Origin of the sequence: Serratia sp. Z4, assembly GCF_009900725.1 — a bacterium.
Classification (GTDB): domain Bacteria; phylum Pseudomonadota; class Gammaproteobacteria; order Enterobacterales; family Enterobacteriaceae; genus Serratia; species Serratia nematodiphila.
This window is the reverse complement of sequence record NZ_JAAABD010000003.1, coordinates 25081-40313: the sequence shown is the minus strand read 5'-3', so window position 1 is coordinate 40313 and position 15233 is coordinate 25081. Positions and strand designations below refer to the sequence as shown.

General features: G+C 62.0%; 13 protein-coding genes. 11 read left to right on the top strand and 2 right to left on the bottom strand.

All coding sequences use genetic code 11. The features are described from left to right. Positions 1 to 12: 12 nt before the first annotated feature. The 3 genes from GT753_RS14105 (at position 13) to GT753_RS14095 (ending at position 5427) form a co-directional block, all read left to right on the top strand. Complete coding sequence (locus tag GT753_RS14105; protein WP_049243089.1) at positions 13 to 2889, top strand: valine--tRNA ligase; 2877 nt, start codon at positions 13 to 15, stop codon at positions 2887 to 2889. Between the two features lie 199 nt (positions 2890 to 3088). Then, on the top strand, positions 3089 to 3592 hold the full coding sequence (locus tag GT753_RS14100) for a GNAT family N-acetyltransferase (RefSeq protein ID WP_016929277.1): 504 nt from the start codon (positions 3089 to 3091) through the stop codon (positions 3590 to 3592). 227 nt (positions 3593 to 3819) lie between these two features. Beyond that, on the top strand, positions 3820 to 5427 hold the full coding sequence (locus GT753_RS14095) for a GMC family oxidoreductase (RefSeq protein ID WP_160125704.1): 1608 nt from the start codon (positions 3820 to 3822) through the stop codon (positions 5425 to 5427). Between the two features lie 15 nt (positions 5428 to 5442). Here the strand turns inward: GT753_RS14095 and miaE are convergent, their stop codons facing one another. Both miaE and rraB read right to left on the bottom strand, forming a co-directional pair. Then, on the bottom strand, positions 5443 to 6207 hold the full coding sequence (gene miaE / locus GT753_RS14090; RefSeq protein WP_160125703.1) for a tRNA isopentenyl-2-thiomethyl-A-37 hydroxylase MiaE: 765 nt from the start codon (positions 6205 to 6207) through the stop codon (positions 5443 to 5445). A gap of 54 nt (positions 6208 to 6261) precedes the next feature. Further along, the gene (gene rraB, locus GT753_RS14085; RefSeq protein WP_004933365.1) at positions 6262 to 6687 is read right to left on the bottom strand and encodes a ribonuclease E inhibitor RraB; all 426 of its coding nucleotides are present in this window, start codon (positions 6685 to 6687) and stop codon (positions 6262 to 6264) included. A gap of 162 nt (positions 6688 to 6849) precedes the next feature. Between rraB and argF the strand changes: the two genes are divergently transcribed. From argF to GT753_RS14045, 8 genes are all read left to right on the top strand, one after another. After that, positions 6850 to 7869, top strand: coding sequence for an ornithine carbamoyltransferase (argF, locus tag GT753_RS14080; protein ID WP_015376458.1), 1020 nt, complete (start codon positions 6850 to 6852; stop codon positions 7867 to 7869). 196 nt (positions 7870 to 8065) lie between these two features. Further along, positions 8066 to 9634 carry an ABC transporter substrate-binding protein gene (locus GT753_RS14075; RefSeq protein ID WP_076740858.1) on the top strand — a complete coding sequence of 523 codons (1569 nt, stop codon included), beginning with the start codon at positions 8066 to 8068 and terminating at the stop codon, positions 9632 to 9634. A gap of 289 nt (positions 9635 to 9923) precedes the next feature. Then, positions 9924 to 10859, top strand: a complete 936-nt coding sequence (gene pyrB / locus GT753_RS14070; RefSeq protein ID WP_019453297.1) for an aspartate carbamoyltransferase — start codon at positions 9924 to 9926, stop codon at positions 10857 to 10859. A gap of 12 nt (positions 10860 to 10871) precedes the next feature. Continuing rightward, complete coding sequence (gene pyrI, locus GT753_RS14065) at positions 10872 to 11336, top strand: aspartate carbamoyltransferase regulatory subunit (protein ID WP_004933377.1); 465 nt, start codon at positions 10872 to 10874, stop codon at positions 11334 to 11336. 98 nt (positions 11337 to 11434) lie between these two features. Continuing rightward, complete coding sequence (gene ridA, locus GT753_RS14060; RefSeq protein ID WP_004933379.1) at positions 11435 to 11821, top strand: 2-iminobutanoate/2-iminopropanoate deaminase; 387 nt, start codon at positions 11435 to 11437, stop codon at positions 11819 to 11821. 260 nt (positions 11822 to 12081) lie between these two features. After that, a complete protein-coding gene (locus GT753_RS14055; protein ID WP_015376454.1) occupies positions 12082 to 13518 on the top strand; it encodes a circularly permuted type 2 ATP-grasp protein in 1437 nt (478 codons plus the stop codon). Then, a complete protein-coding gene (locus GT753_RS14050; RefSeq protein WP_004933382.1) occupies positions 13512 to 14438 on the top strand; it encodes an alpha-E domain-containing protein in 927 nt (308 codons plus the stop codon). The genes GT753_RS14055 and GT753_RS14050 overlap by 7 nt, the downstream gene beginning before the upstream one ends. Next, on the top strand, positions 14435 to 15229 hold the full coding sequence (locus GT753_RS14045; protein ID WP_004933384.1) for a transglutaminase family protein: 795 nt from the start codon (positions 14435 to 14437) through the stop codon (positions 15227 to 15229). The genes GT753_RS14050 and GT753_RS14045 overlap by 4 nt, the downstream gene beginning before the upstream one ends. Positions 15230 to 15233 lie beyond the last annotated feature (4 nt).

The following is a 15233-nucleotide window of genomic DNA, read 5'->3' as shown; positions in this document are numbered from 1 at the left end:
ATACGATAAAGAATGGAAAAGACAAACAGTCAGCTCGATACCGCATACGACCCAAAACAGATCGAACAGAAGCTGTACGATCACTGGGAGAATCAGGGTTACTTCAAGCCGAACGGCGATACCAGCCAGGAAAGCTTCTGCATCATGATCCCGCCGCCGAACGTCACCGGCAGCCTGCACATGGGCCACGCGTTCCAGCAGACCATCATGGACACCATGATTCGCTATCAGCGCATGCAGGGTAAAAACACCCTGTGGCAGGCGGGCACCGACCACGCCGGCATCGCCACCCAGATGGTGGTGGAGCGCAAGATCGCCGCAGAAGAAGGCAAAACCCGCCACGACTACGGCCGTGACGCGTTCATCGACAAGATCTGGCAGTGGAAAGCGGAATCCGGCGGCACCATCACCCGCCAGATGCGCCGTCTGGGCAACTCCGTGGACTGGGAGCGCGAGCGCTTCACCATGGACGAAGGCCTGTCGAACGCGGTGCGCGAAGTGTTTGTCCGTCTGCACAAAGAAGATCTGATCTACCGCGGCAAGCGCCTGGTGAACTGGGATCCGAAGCTGCGCACCGCCATCTCCGATCTGGAAGTGGAAAACCGCGAATCCAAAGGTTCCATGTGGCACCTGCGCTACCCGCTGGCCGACGGCGCGAAAACCGCCGAGGGCAAAGACTACCTGGTGGTCGCCACCACCCGTCCGGAAACCGTGCTGGGCGATACCGGCGTGGCGGTCAACCCGGAAGATCCGCGCTATAAAGACCTGATCGGCAAAGAGATCATTCTGCCGCTGGTCGGCCGCCGCATCCGCATCGTCGGCGACGAACACGCCGATATGGAAAAAGGCACCGGCTGCGTGAAGATCACCCCGGCGCACGATTTCAACGACTACGAAGTCGGCAAACGCCACGGCCTGCCGATGATCAACATTCTGACCTTCGACGGCGACATCCGTCAGGAAGCGGAAGTGTTCAACACCCTGGGCGAAGTCTGCACCGACTACTGCAACGAGATCCCGGCCGAGTTCCGCGGCCTGGAGCGCTTCGCGGCGCGTAAAGCGGTGGTTGCCGCCTTCGAAAATCTGGGCCTGCTGGACGAGATTAAACCGCACGACCTGACGGTGCCTTACGGCGACCGCGGCGGCGTGGTGATCGAGCCGATGTTGACCGACCAATGGTACGTGCGCACCGCGCCGCTGGCCAAAGTGGCGGTGGAAGCGGTCGAACAGGGCCAAATCGAGTTCGTGCCGAAGCAGTACGAAAACATGTACTTCAGCTGGATGCGCGACATTCAGGACTGGTGCATCTCGCGTCAGCTGTGGTGGGGCCACCGCATCCCGGCCTGGTACGACGTGAACGGCAAAGTCTACGTGGGCCGCAGCGAAGAAGAAGTGCGCAGCGAGAACAACCTGGGCGCCGACGTGGTGCTAACCCAGGACGAAGACGTGCTGGACACCTGGTTCTCGTCCGGCCTGTGGACCTTCTCCACCCTGGGCTGGCCGGAGCAGACCGACGCGCTGAAAACCTTCCACCCGACCAGCGTGATGGTCAGCGGCTTCGACATCATCTTCTTCTGGATCGCGCGCATGATCATGCTGACCATGCACTTCATCAAGGATGAAAACGGCAAGCCGCAGGTGCCGTTCAAGACCGTCTACATGACCGGTCTTATCCGCGACGACGAAGGCCAGAAGATGTCCAAGTCGAAAGGCAACGTGATCGATCCGCTGGACATGGTCGACGGCATCTCGCTGGAAGATCTGCTGGAAAAACGCACCGGCAACATGATGCAGCCGCAGCTGGCGGAGAAGATCCGCAAGCGCACCGAGAAGCAGTTCCCGAACGGCATCGAGCCGCACGGCACCGACGCCCTGCGCTTCACCCTGGCGGCGCTGGCCTCGACCGGCCGCGACATCAACTGGGACATGAAGCGCCTGGAAGGCTACCGCAACTTCTGTAACAAGCTGTGGAACGCCAGCCGCTTCGTGCTGATGAACACCGAAGCGCACGACTGCGGCTTCAACGGCGGCGAGAAAGTGCTGTCGCTGGCGGATCGCTGGATCCTGGCCGAATTCAACCGCACGGTGAAAGCCTACCGCGAAGCGCTGGATACCTACCGCTTCGATCTGGCGGCCAACATCCTGTACGAATTCACCTGGAACCAGTTCTGCGACTGGTATCTGGAGCTGACCAAGCCGGTGGTGAGCAACGGCAGCGAAGCGGAACAACGCGGCACCCGCCACACGCTGATCACCGTGCTGGAAGCGCTGCTGCGCCTGGCGCACCCGATCATTCCATTCATCACCGAAACCATCTGGCAGCGCGTGAAGCCGCTGACCGGCACGACCGCAGACACCATCATGCTGCAGCCGTTCCCGGCCTACGACGCCGCGCTGGAAGACGAGCAGGCGCTGAACGATCTGGAGTGGATCAAGCAAACCATCATCGCCGTGCGCAACATCCGCGCCGAGATGAACATCGCGCCAAGCAAAGCGCTCGACGTGCTGCTGCGCAACTGCAGCGCCGACGCCCAGCGCCGCGTGCAGGAGAACCAAAGCTTTATCGCCCGCCTGGCGCGCCTGGAATCCATCGCGCTGCTGCCGGCCGGTGAGAAAGGCCCGGTCTCCGTCACCAAGCTGGTGGACGGCGCCGAGCTGCTGATCCCGATGGCCGGTTTCATCGACAAGGATGCCGAGATCGCGCGTCTGGCCAAAGAGATGGGCAAGCTGGATGCGGAAATCGCTTCGATCGAAGGCAAGCTGGCGAACGAAGGCTTCGTGGCGCGCGCGCCGGAAGCAGTGGTCGCCAAAGAACGCGATCGCCTGGCGGCCTGCAAAGAAGGCAAAGTGAAGCTGCAGGAACAGCAGGCGACCATCGCCGCGCTGTAATCCACCGGCTCACGCCAACGCCTGAAAACAGCGGGGTCTTCCCCGCTGTTTTTTTATCGCCGTTGCATCCGGGCCGGGTTAGATGTTATTACAAGATATTACTGCTGCAGGGACGCCGCCGGGAAATAACCCCCGGCGCGTTTCGCGCTGCGATAAAAATGAAAAACGAACGTGGTCTCTTTCAATGGCGAGTGTAAACATGACAACAGCAACTCCGGCGCGCCTGCTGGTGCGCCCTATCACGGCGGAAGACAATGCCGCCATTGCTCACGTCATTCGCGAAGTCTCCGCCGAGCACGGCCTGACGGCGGATAAAGGCTATACCGTCTCCGATCCCAATCTGGACGCCCTGTATCAGCTCTATAGCCTGCCGCGCAGCGCTTACTGGGTGATCGAGGTGGACGGCCAGGTCGCCGGCGGCGGCGGCATCGCGCCGCTGCAGGGCGGCGCAGACGATATTTGCGAATTGCAGAAGATGTATTTCCTGCCGGTGTTGCGCGGCAAGGGATTGGCGAAACGCCTGGCGCTGCAGGCGCTGGATTTCGCCCGCCAGCACGGCTTCCGCTGTTGTTACCTCGAGACCACCGCCAGCCTGACGCAGGCCGTTGCGCTGTACGAACATCTGGGCTTCGAACACATCGACCACGCGATGGGCGCCACCGGCCACGTCGATTGTGAAGTCACCATGCTGAAAACGCTGTAATCCTCCCCCGCCTCTTCATCAGGGCGCAGCTTGCTGCGCCTTTTTTATTAATATCGCAATCAATCAGTAAAACTCGCTATAACGCCGTTTTTCAAGCAGATAAACTGACGTTAAAAAACACGATGTAAATTTAATGTGAAGTTCGTTAATAAATTAACGATCGCAAATTGACCGCCTTTTCCCCCGCGTTACTCTGCCAGTATCCCAATCGCGCACGGAGAGCTGTCATGTCGGAAAATACCTTTGATTACATCATCGTCGGCGCCGGTTCCGCCGGCTGTGTGCTGGCGGCGCAGCTGATCCGCCGCACCCAGGCGCGGGTGCTGCTGCTGGAAGCCGGCGGCGACGACAATAACCTGTTCATTAAGATGCCGGCCGGGGTGGCCAAGATCATCGCCAAAAAAAGCTGGCCCTATGAAACGGAGCCGGAACCGCACGCCAATAACCGCCGCATGCAGATCGCGCAGGGCAAGGTGCTGGGCGGCAGCAGTTCGGTCAACGGCATGATCTACCTGCGCGGCCAGCCGCAGGACTACGACGACTGGGCCGAACGCTACGGCTGCACCGGCTGGAGCTACCGCGAGGTGTTGCCCTACTTCAAACGCGCCGAAGCCAACGAAAGCCTGTCGGACGACTACCACGGCGCCGACGGGCTGCTGCCGGTCAGCGAAAACCGCTATCGCCACCCGCTCAGCATGGCGTTTATCCGCGCCGGCCAGGAGCTGAACCTGCCCTATCGCAACGACTTCAACGGCGACAGCCAGCACGGCGTCGGCTTTTACCAAACCACCACCCACAACGGCGAGCGCGCCAGCACCGCCCGCACCTACCTGAAGGCGGTGCGCGACGAACGGCGGCTGGTGGTGAAACTGAACGCCCTGGCGCACCGGCTGACCTTCGAGGGCAACGTCGCCACCGGCGTGGTCTACAGCCAGAATGGCGGCGCGGAAGTCACCGCCCGCGCCACCAAAGAGGTGATCGTCAGCGCCGGCGCGGTCGGTTCGCCGAAGCTGCTGATGCTGTCCGGCATCGGCCCGCGCGACCACCTGCAGCAGTTGGGCATCGAGGTGCGGGCGGATCTGCCGGTGGGCAAAAACTTCCACGACCATCTGCACATGTCGATCAACGTCAGCACCCGCGAGCCGATCAGCCTGTTCGGCGCCGATCGCGGCCTGCAGGCGCTGAGCCACGGCGCGCAGTGGCTGGCGTTTCGCAGCGGGGTACTCTCGTCCAACGTGCTGGAAGGCGCCGCCTTCACCGACAGCCAGGGCGACGGCCGGCCGGACGTGCAGATCCATTTCCTGCCGCTGCTGGACAGCTGGGACGACGTGCCCGGCGAGCCGCTGCCGAACATTCACGGCTTCACGCTCAAGGTCGGTTACCTGCAGCCGAAGGCACGCGGCGAAGTGCAGCTGCGCAGCAGCAACCCGCGCGATCCGGTCAAGCTGCACGCCAACTACCTCGGCCACCCGGACGATCTGGCCGGCAGCGTGCGCGCGGTGAAGTTCGGCCTGGATTTCCTGCAAACCGCGGCGCTGAAGCCGCTGATCAAAGATCTGCTGATGCCGCAGCCGGAGTGGACGCGCGACGACGCGCAGCTGGAGGAGTTCGTGCGCAACTTCTGCAAGACGGTGTATCACCCGGTGGGCAGTTGCCGCATGGGGCCGTCGCCGCAGGACGCGGTGACCGATCCGCAGCTGCGGGTGCACGGTTTCGAGCAGCTGCGGGTGATCGACTGCTCGGTGATGCCGCAGCTCACCAGCGGCAACACCAATGCGCCGACCATCATGCTGGCGGAAAAGGCGGTGGATCTGCTGCTGGGCGCGCCGCAGTAAGGGCGCGCCTCAACCTCAGGCGGCGGCGGGCACGCCGCTGTGGAAGCGCAGTTCGCTGTCCGGCGACAGGATCAGTTCAGCTTCGAGGCGGCCGAAATGCGCCACCCGTTCGCTGATGTCGCCGCCGGCGATCTGCTCGGCCAATGTCAGGTAGTCCTGATAGTGACGCGCTTCGGATCGCAGCAGCGAGACATAAAAGCGGCTCAGCTCGTCGTCCAGGTGCGGCGCCAGCTTGGCGAAGCGTTCGCAGGATCGCGCTTCGATGTAGGCGCCGCAGATCAGTTTGTCGATCAACGTCGCCGGATCGTGGGTACGGATCTCGCGGATCATGCCCTTGGCGTAGCGGCTGGCGGTGATCTTGCGATACGGGATCCCGCGCGCCTGCATGATCTCCAGCACCTGCGAGAAGTGATGCAGCTCTTCCTTGATCAACAGCACCATGCGATCCGCCAGATCCTGGCCGTAGGCCGAGCCGTTTTTCGGCAGGATCTTGCGGGTGAACTGGCCCTGACGGAACAGCGTGTCGGGCGCGCCCTGCGCTTCGTGCAGAAACGCCTCGTAGGGCCGCAGTAGCGCCAACAGCGCGTCGCCGCTCTCTTTGTCCGCCACGTAACGGCGGATCAGCCACATGCCGGTCTGCGCGGCTTTCAGCTCGCACACCAGATGGTCGGTCAGCAACAGCTGCAGGTTTTCCGGACGGCGCGCGGCGTCGATCCAGGCGTCGGGAGTTTCACAGTGCAGGAAGCTTAAAATCGGGGCTAACAGGGATTGGTATGTCATGGCGTTTATCAGGGGCCGGCGAGAGCCGGCCCACAGGCATTAATCGGAAAGGAATTAGTGGCGTTTGCCGTCGTCGTCTTCGTCGATGTAGTCGCCGTCTTCGTCATCCTCACCGTCTTCACCGTTCGGATCTTCGAAGTAGGTGCCCCAGCCGTCGTAGTTGACGCCGCAGCGCTCCGCCAGCGCCACCAGCTGCTCGACCTGGGCGTCGATCAGCTCGGCGTTCAGGCCGACTTCGCTGATCACGTCGCAGCACATCACCAGCGAACCGTCTTCCACTTCCAGCTCTTCGGCGTCGGTCACTTCGTAGCCCAGCTTGAAGGCTTCAACGGCGGCCTGCTCCAGAACCTCAAATTTCTCGGCGGACAGATGGTGCTCGATGGTGTAGAGCGCGTCCGGATCGCTGCCGTCTTCCAGCAGCTCTTCGATGATCAGGCGGGTCTCTTCACGTTGTTCTTCCAGCAATTCGCGGTTTGCCATGCCTATATCCTCAAGTCAAATGGCCTTCATTCCTTCTATTTTCACACACCGCCGACATTGCTTCCACGATAAACGTGAAAGATTTCCTCGCCGGGGTTGAAATTGAATATTCATACATATAAAGTGAATTTTAATTCAATTACACAATCAGGGAATCGGACTATGAGCACCGGCAATGCGTTCTACCAACGTCACTTTCTGAGGTTAATGGATTTCACCCCCGCCGAACTGCAGGCGCTGCTGAAGCTGGCGGCCGATCTGAAACAGGCCAAGAAGCAGGGGCGGGAACAGCGCCGGCTGCAGGGCAAAAACATTGCGCTCATCTTCGAAAAAGACTCGACCCGCACGCGATGCTCTTTCGAAGTTGCCGCATTCGATCAGGGTGCGCAGGTGACCTATCTCGGCCCAAGCGGCAGCCAGATCGGCCATAAAGAGTCGATGAAAGACACCGCCCGGGTGCTGGGCCGCCTGTACGACGGTATTCAGTATCGCGGTTACGGCCAGGCGCTGGTGGAAACCCTGGCGCAGCACGCCGGCGTGCCGGTGTGGAACGGCCTGACCGACGAGTTCCACCCCACCCAGCTGCTGGCGGATCTGCTCACCGTGCAGGAACACCTGCCGGGCAAGGCGCTGAACGAAGTGAAGCTGGCGTACGTCGGCGACGCGCGCAACAACATGGGCAACACGCTGCTGGAAGCCGCCGCGCTGGCGGGCATGGATCTGCGGCTGGTGGCGCCGAAGGCCTGCTGGCCGCAGCCGGAGCTGGTGGCCGAGTGCCAGGCGCTGGCGCAACAAACCGGCGCGAAACTCACCCTGACCGAAGACATCGCCGAAGGGGTGCAAGACGCCGACTTCCTCTACACCGACGTCTGGGTGTCGATGGGCGAACCGAAAGAGACCTGGCAGGAGCGTATTGCGCTGCTGCGGCCGTATCAGGTCAACATGGCGATGCTGAAGCTGACCGGCAACCCAAACGTGAAGTTCCTGCACTGCCTGCCGGCGTTCCACGACGACCAAACCACGCTCGGCAAGCAGATGGCGCAACAGTACGATCTGCACGGCGGCATGGAAGTGACCGACGAAGTGTTCGAGTCGGCGCACAGCGTGGTGTTCGATCAGGCGGAAAACCGGCTGCATACCATCAAGGCGGTGCTGGTCGCCACGCTGAGCGAAACCCTCTGACAATCCACCTCCACCGCCCTGGCGCCCCCGGCCAGGGCGGCTAATATATTCCAGGAATATCAAATAGCGCATTGACCTTTGCCCACCACCGGTAAAGGTTCTACCGTGACAGGCCGACGGCGCCCGCGCCGTAAAAACCAACGATAACAAACCGTTCTCAGCGCCACCTTGTGGCGCCTTCAGGGGATATACACCGATGAAAGCCAAACTCTTGCCGCTGTTCCTGCTCGCCGCCCTGCCCGCCGCCGCGTTAGCCGCCACGCCGCCGAATACGCTGGTGGTGGTGCAATCGCTGGATGACATCGTCAGCCTCGATCCGGCGGAAGCCAACGAACTCTCCAGCATCCAGACGGTGCCCAGCCTGTATCAACGATTGGTGCAGGCGGATCGCGACGATCCGGCCAAGGTGGCGCCGGTGCTGGCGGAAAGCTGGCAAAGCGATGCGGCGGCCAAAACGCTGACGGTGAAACTGCGGCCGCAGGCGGCGTTCGCCTCCGGCAACCCGCTGACCGCCGACGACGTGATCTTCTCCTACAGCCGCGCGGTCAAGATGAACAAATCGCCGGCGTTCATCCTCAACGTGCTCGGTTGGCAGCCGGACAACATCGACGCGCAGCTCAAGAAGATCGACGAACATACCGTGCAGCTGCGCTGGACGGCGGACGTCAGCCCGGCGGTGGCGCTGAATATCCTCTCGACGCCGATCGCCTCGATCGTCGACAGCAAAGCGGCGCTGGCCAACGTCAAAGACGGCGACTTCGGCAACGCCTGGCTGAAGATGCACTCCGCCGGCAGCGGCCCGTTCAAGATGCGCGTCTATCAGCCGCATCAGGCGATCGTGCTGGACGCCAATCCCACCACGCCGGGCGACAAGCCGCAGCTGAAAAACATCATCATTAAAAACGTGCCGGATCCGGCCACCCGCCGCCTGCTGCTCCAGCAGGGCGACGCCGATATAGCCCGCGAACTGGGCGCCGACCAGACCGACACGCTGAAGAACCAGCCGGGCGTCAAGGTGCTGGAGATCCCGTCCGCCGAGCAAAACTACCTGGTATTCAACACCGGCAACGGCGCCAATCCGCTGCTGAACAACCCGGCCTTCTGGGAGGCGGCGCGCTACCTGGTGGATTATCAAGGCATCACGAAGGATCTGCTGAAGGGACAATACTTCGTGCACCAGAGCTTCCTGCCGGTCGGGCTGCCGGGCGCGCTGGAGACCAACCCGTTCAGCTACGATCCGGCCAAGGCGAAAGCCATCCTGGCCAAGGCGGGGATTACCCACGCCGCCTTTACGCTGGACGTGGAGAACAAACCGCCGTTCATCACCATCGCGCAGGCGCTGCAGGGCAGCTTCGCCGCCGCCGGCGTGAAGATCGAGCTGCTGCCGGCCGCGGGCAGCCAGGTTTACTCCCGCGTGCGCGCCAGGCAGCATCAGGCGGCGATCCGCCTGTGGATCCCGGATTACTTCGACGCCCACTCCAACGCCAGCGCCTTCGCCTACAACGACGGCAAGAGCAGCACGGTGGCCGGGCTGAACGGCTGGCAGATCCCGCAGTTGAACCAGCAGACGCTGGCGGCGCTGGCCGAAGCCGATCCGGCCAAGCGCCGCGCGCTGTACACCGCCATGCAGCAGGAGCTGCAGCGCAGTTCGCCGTACGTGTTTATCGATCAGGCCAAAACCGAAGTGGTGCTGCGCGACAACGTCAAAGGCTATCAACAGGGGTTGAACGCCGACATGGTCTACTACGATCGCGTCAGCAAATAGCCGGCGGGCGGCCATCGCCGGCCAATCGATTGCGGGGCGGCAAAAAACGGCGTTTTAACGCTTGCAGTGGCAAAAAGCGCGAGTATAATGCGCCACAATTTGCCAGGAGAAAGCATGAAAAACGACGTTTGTTTTGTTAGCCGCAATCGACAAAACCGACTGCCTATCGGCGGCCAGCTGCCGTTGTTTCTCCTGTTGCTAAACCGATCGTTTCAAGCCCCTCATTGAGGGGCTTTTTTTTGCCTTAAAAAGTCCCGCGCCACGGGCACGCGTCGAGGAGGAGTGAAAAATGGCCAACCCGCTGTATCACAAACACATCATCTCTATTAACGATCTCAGCCGCGAGGATCTGGAGCTGGTGCTGCGCACCGCCGCCGGTCTGAAAGCCAACCCGCAGCCGGAACTGTTGAAACACAAGGTGATCGCCAGCTGCTTCTTTGAAGCCTCGACCCGTACCCGCCTGTCGTTCGAAACCTCGATGCACCGCCTCGGCGCCTCGGTGGTCGGTTTCGCCGACGGCAGCAACACCTCGCTCGGCAAGAAAGGCGAAACCCTGGCCGACACCATCTCGGTGATCAGCACCTACGTGGACGCCATCGTGATGCGCCATCCGCAGGAAGGCGCGGCGCGCATGGCCTCGGAGTTCTCCGGCAACGTGCCGGTGCTCAACGCCGGCGACGGCGCCAACCAGCACCCGACCCAGACCCTGCTGGATCTGTTCACCATCCAGGAAACCCAGGGCCGCCTGAGCAACCTCAGCATCGCCATGGTCGGCGACCTGAAGTACGGCCGCACCGTGCACTCGCTCACCCAGGCGCTGGCCAAGTTCGAAGGCAACCGCTTCTACTTCATCGCCCCGGACGCGCTGGCGATGCCGGCCTACATCCTGAAAATGCTGGACGAGAAAGGCATCGAGTACAGCCTGCACGGCAGCATTGAAGAAGTGGTGCCGGAGCTGGATATTCTCTACATGACCCGGGTACAGAAAGAGCGCCTCGATCCGTCCGAGTACGCCAACGTGAAGGCGCAGTTCGTGCTGCGCGCCGCGGATCTGGCCGGCGCGCGCGCCAACCTCAAGGTGCTGCACCCGCTGCCGCGCATCGACGAGATCGCCACCGACGTGGATAAAACGCCGCACGCTTACTACTTCCAGCAGGCGGGCAACGGCATCTTCGCCCGCCAGGCGCTGCTGGCGCTGGTGCTCAACGCAGATTTGGCTCTTTAAGGGGGAACCGCCATGACTCACGACAACAAACTGCAGGTCGAAGCGATCAAATGCGGCACGGTGATCGACCACATTCCGGCGCAGATCGGTTTCAAACTGCTGACGCTGTTCAAGCTGACCGCCACCGACCAGCGCATCACCATCGGCCTGAACCTGCCTTCCAACGAGCTGGGCCGCAAGGATCTGATCAAGATCGAGAACACCTTCCTGACCGAGCAGCAGGCCAACCAGCTGGCAATGTACGCGCCGAAGGCCACGGTGAACCGCATCGACAACTATGAAGTGGTGCGCAAGCTAACCCTTAGCCTGCCGGACCACATCGACGGCGTGCTGACCTGCCCGAATGGCAACTGCATCAGCCGCAGCGAGCCGGTGGCGTCGAGCTTCAGCGTCAAATCGCGCGGCGGCGAAGTGCACCTGAAGTGCCGCTACTGCGAAAAAGAGTTCGAGCACCAGGTGGTGCTGCAGGCCGACTAAGCCCGGTATGGGCGCCGGGAGATGGCGCTGTTATTCTCCCGGTGACGCCCTATAATGGGATTTCTGGATAGAACAATCCTCGTTTATCAGGAGAAAACATGTCACGTAACATCAGCACTGAACTCGCCCCGGCAGCCATTGGTCCTTACGTGCAGGGCGTTGATCTGGGCAGCATGATCATCACTTCCGGCCAGATCCCGGTCGATCCGAAAACCGGCGCCGTCGCCGACGACGTGGCCGCTCAGGCGCGCCAGTCGCTGGAAAACGTCAAGGCGATCGTCGAAGCCGCCGGCCTGATAGTTGCCGACATCGTGAAAACCACCGTGTTCGTGAAAGACCTGAACGACTTCGCCACCGTCAACGCCGCGTACGAAGCCTTCTTCACCGAGCACAGCGCGCCGTTCCCGGCCCGCTCCTGCGTGGAAGTGGCGCGTCTGCCGAAAGACGTGAAGATCGAAATCGAAGCCATCGCCGTGCGTCGTTAATCGACGCGCACGCGCATCACGGCCAGTGCAGACTGGCCGTTTTTATTTCTGCTCTGCCCCGACAGCCTGCCGTCCCTGCGCCTTCAGCGCTCACCGCCACCGCCATTTCGCCCTATATTAAGGCGTCGCTACGCCGCACCTGCACCGCAAACGGGCGTTTTTCGCCGCGGTAGCCTCGTTCTGCGCCATTTTCGCCCGTTATCGCCTTGGCACGTTTTATGCTCGATTGATTGACAGCCTGCAATGTCGACGAGGTGACGATGCTGAATATCAATCTTTCCGCTTCACCGTTTTTTGATGAGATGCTTCTGGCTGAGGGAAAACACCGTGGCCACTACGACGCCTACTGGCAATGGCTGCAGCAGGCCGATCACCAGGCCGTGCAACGCAAGCGGGAAGAGGCTGCGCTGCTGTTTCACCGGGTGGGCATCACCTTCAACGTCTACGGCGACGATGACGGCGCCGAGCGGTTGATCCCGTTCGACAGCGTGCCGCGCATTATTCCGGCCGCCGAATGGGCGATGCTCGATCGCGGCATTCGCCAGCGCGTACAGGCGCTCAACGCTTTCCTGCACGACATTTACCACCAGCAGCATATTCTGAAGGCCGGCCTCATTCCGGCAGAACAGGTGCTGGCCAACGATCAGTATCAACCCTGTATGCAAGGTGTTGATCTGCATCGCGATATCTATGCGCATATCGTCGGCGTGGACATGGTCCGCAACAGCGACGGCCAATACTACGTGCTGGAAGATAACTTGCGCACCCCGTCCGGCGTCTCTTACATGCTGGAAAACCGCAAAATGATGATGCGTCTGTATCCGGAACTGTTCGCCCGGCAACGCATCGCGCCGGTGGAGCGCTACCCGTCGCACCTGCTGCAAACGCTGCGCGAAAGCTCGCCCATCAACGATCCCACCGTGGTGGTGCTGACGCCGGGCCGCTTCAACAGCGCCTATTTTGAGCACAGTTTCCTGGCGCAGCAGATGGGGGTGGAGCTGGTCGAAAGCGCCGATCTGTTCGTCAAGGACGGCGCGGTGTTCATGCGCACCACCGCCGGGCCGTGCAAAGTGGACGTGATCTATCGTCGGGTGGACGACGCCTTCCTCGATCCGCTGGCGTTTCGGCCGGACTCGATGCTCGGCGTACCGGGGCTGCTGTCGGTGTATCGCGCCGGCAATGTGGTGCTGGCCAACGCCATCGGCACCGGCGTGGCCGACGACAAATCGATCTACCCCTACGTGCCGGATATGGTGCGCTTCTACCTGCAAGAGGAACCGATCCTCAACAACGTGCCAACCTGGCAGTGCCGACATAAAAACGAACTGTCGTATGTGCTGGCCAACCTCGAACAGATGGTCGTGAAAGAGGTGCACGGCGCCGGCGGTTACGGCATGTTGATCGGCCCCACGGCGAGCAAGGACGAGCTCGCCCGCTTCCGTGCGCTGCTGCTGGCTCGCCCGCAGAATTACATTGCGCAAAACACGCTGGCGCTGTCCACCTGCCCGACCTTCGTCAACGATGGTCTGGCGCCGCGGCATATCGATCTGCGGCCGTTCGCCCTCAGCGGCGCGGAGATCCGCCTGGTGCCCGGCGGCCTGACCCGGGTGGCGTTGGCGGAAGGTTCGCTGGTGGTGAACTCGTCGCAGGGCGGCGGCACCAAGGACACCTGGGTATTGGAGGACGACCTATGCTGAGCCGCACCGCCAGTGAACTCTATTGGATGGCCCGCTATCTGGAGCGGGCGGAAAGCATCGCCCGGGTGCTGGACGTCACCAACAAGCTGTCGATGATGCCGATCCGCGACGGCGGCGATCAGGATCTGCAGGTGCCGCTCAATCTGACCGGCACCGGCCAGCTGTATGCCGCCGCCTACCCGGAATTGACGATGCCCAATCTGGTCAGTTTCTTCGCGCTCGACAACCGCAACCACAGCAGCATCTTCAGCTGCCTGCAAATGGGCTGGAACAACGCCCACGCGGTGCGCGGCAGCCTGTCGTCCGAAGTCTGGGAGTGCATCAACGCCACCTGGATAGAGATGAAACTGATCCGCCGCCAGGGCATCGGCTCGGTGGGCGCCGATGCCTTCTTCGACTGGGTGAAGGAGCGCGCCCATCTGTTTCGCGGCGCCATGTTCGGCACGCTGCTGCGCAGCGACGCCATGCGCTTTATCCGCCTCGGCACCCTGCTGGAGCGGGCCGACGGCACCGCCCGTCTGCTGGAGGTGAAGAACACGCTGATGGACATCGACGGCGACCCGGTGCGCGAATATTACCGCATGGACACGCTGCTGCGGGCGGTGAGCGCGCGCGAAGCCTACCACAGCATCTACAAGCAGCCGTTGAGCCGCGAGACCATCGCCGAACTGATGATTCTGCGCAATGAAATCCCGCGTTCACTGCTGGCCTGCGTCGGCGACATGGTGCAGCAATTGGAACTGATCGGCGGCGGCGCCAACCAACCGCGACGTCTGGCGCACACCCTGCATGCCGAGCTGCGCTTCAGCAGCATGAAGGACCTGAACAAGATCGGCCTGGGCGAGTGGTTGAGCGCCTTTCTCGGCCAGGTGAACGGCATCGCCGAAAGCATCCATCACACTTATCTGGAGGCGCAATGAAACTGAATATTGAGCACAACACCCATTATCGCTACGCCCAGCCGGTGCAGCGCAGCACCCAATATCTGCGGCTGACGCCGCAGGATTCGCCGCATCAGCGCATCCTCTCCTGGCAACTGTCGTTGCCGGATGACGCGGTGCGCACCACCGACGCCTTCGGCAACGTACTGCACGTGCTGACGCTCGATGAACCGCATCAGGCCATCACCATTCGGGTGCTCGGGGAAGTGGAAATTGAAGACGGTGTCGAAGATCGGGCGCTCGGGCACCTGTCGCCGCTGGTATTTCTGCGCCATAGCCCGCTGACCCAGCCCGATGACGCCATTCAGGCCTTCGCCCTGCGTTATCATCAACCGCAGGCGGTGCTGAGCGGCCTGGAACATCTGATGGGCGAGCTGCTGCTGAAAATGCCTTACAGCCCAGGCTCCACGCGCGTGACCGACAGCGCCGCCGAGGCGTTCGCCGCCGGCAGCGGCGTGTGTCAGGATCATACGCATGTCTTCCTGAGCTGCTGCCGCAGCCTGAACATCCCGGCGCGCTACGTCAGCGGCTACCTGTACAGCGAAGACTCGACCCATGTCGCCACCCATGCCTGGGCGGAAGTGTGGGTGGAGGAACGCTGGCACAGCTTCGACGTGACCAACAATACGCGCATGCCAAATCAGCACCTTAAGCTGGCGGTCGGCATCGATTATCTGGACGCCTGCCCGGTGCGCGGCATGCGGCTGGGCGGCGGCTGCGAAGACATGAGCGCCATCGCCGCCGTACAAATGATGCCAACCGGCCAGTAGCCGC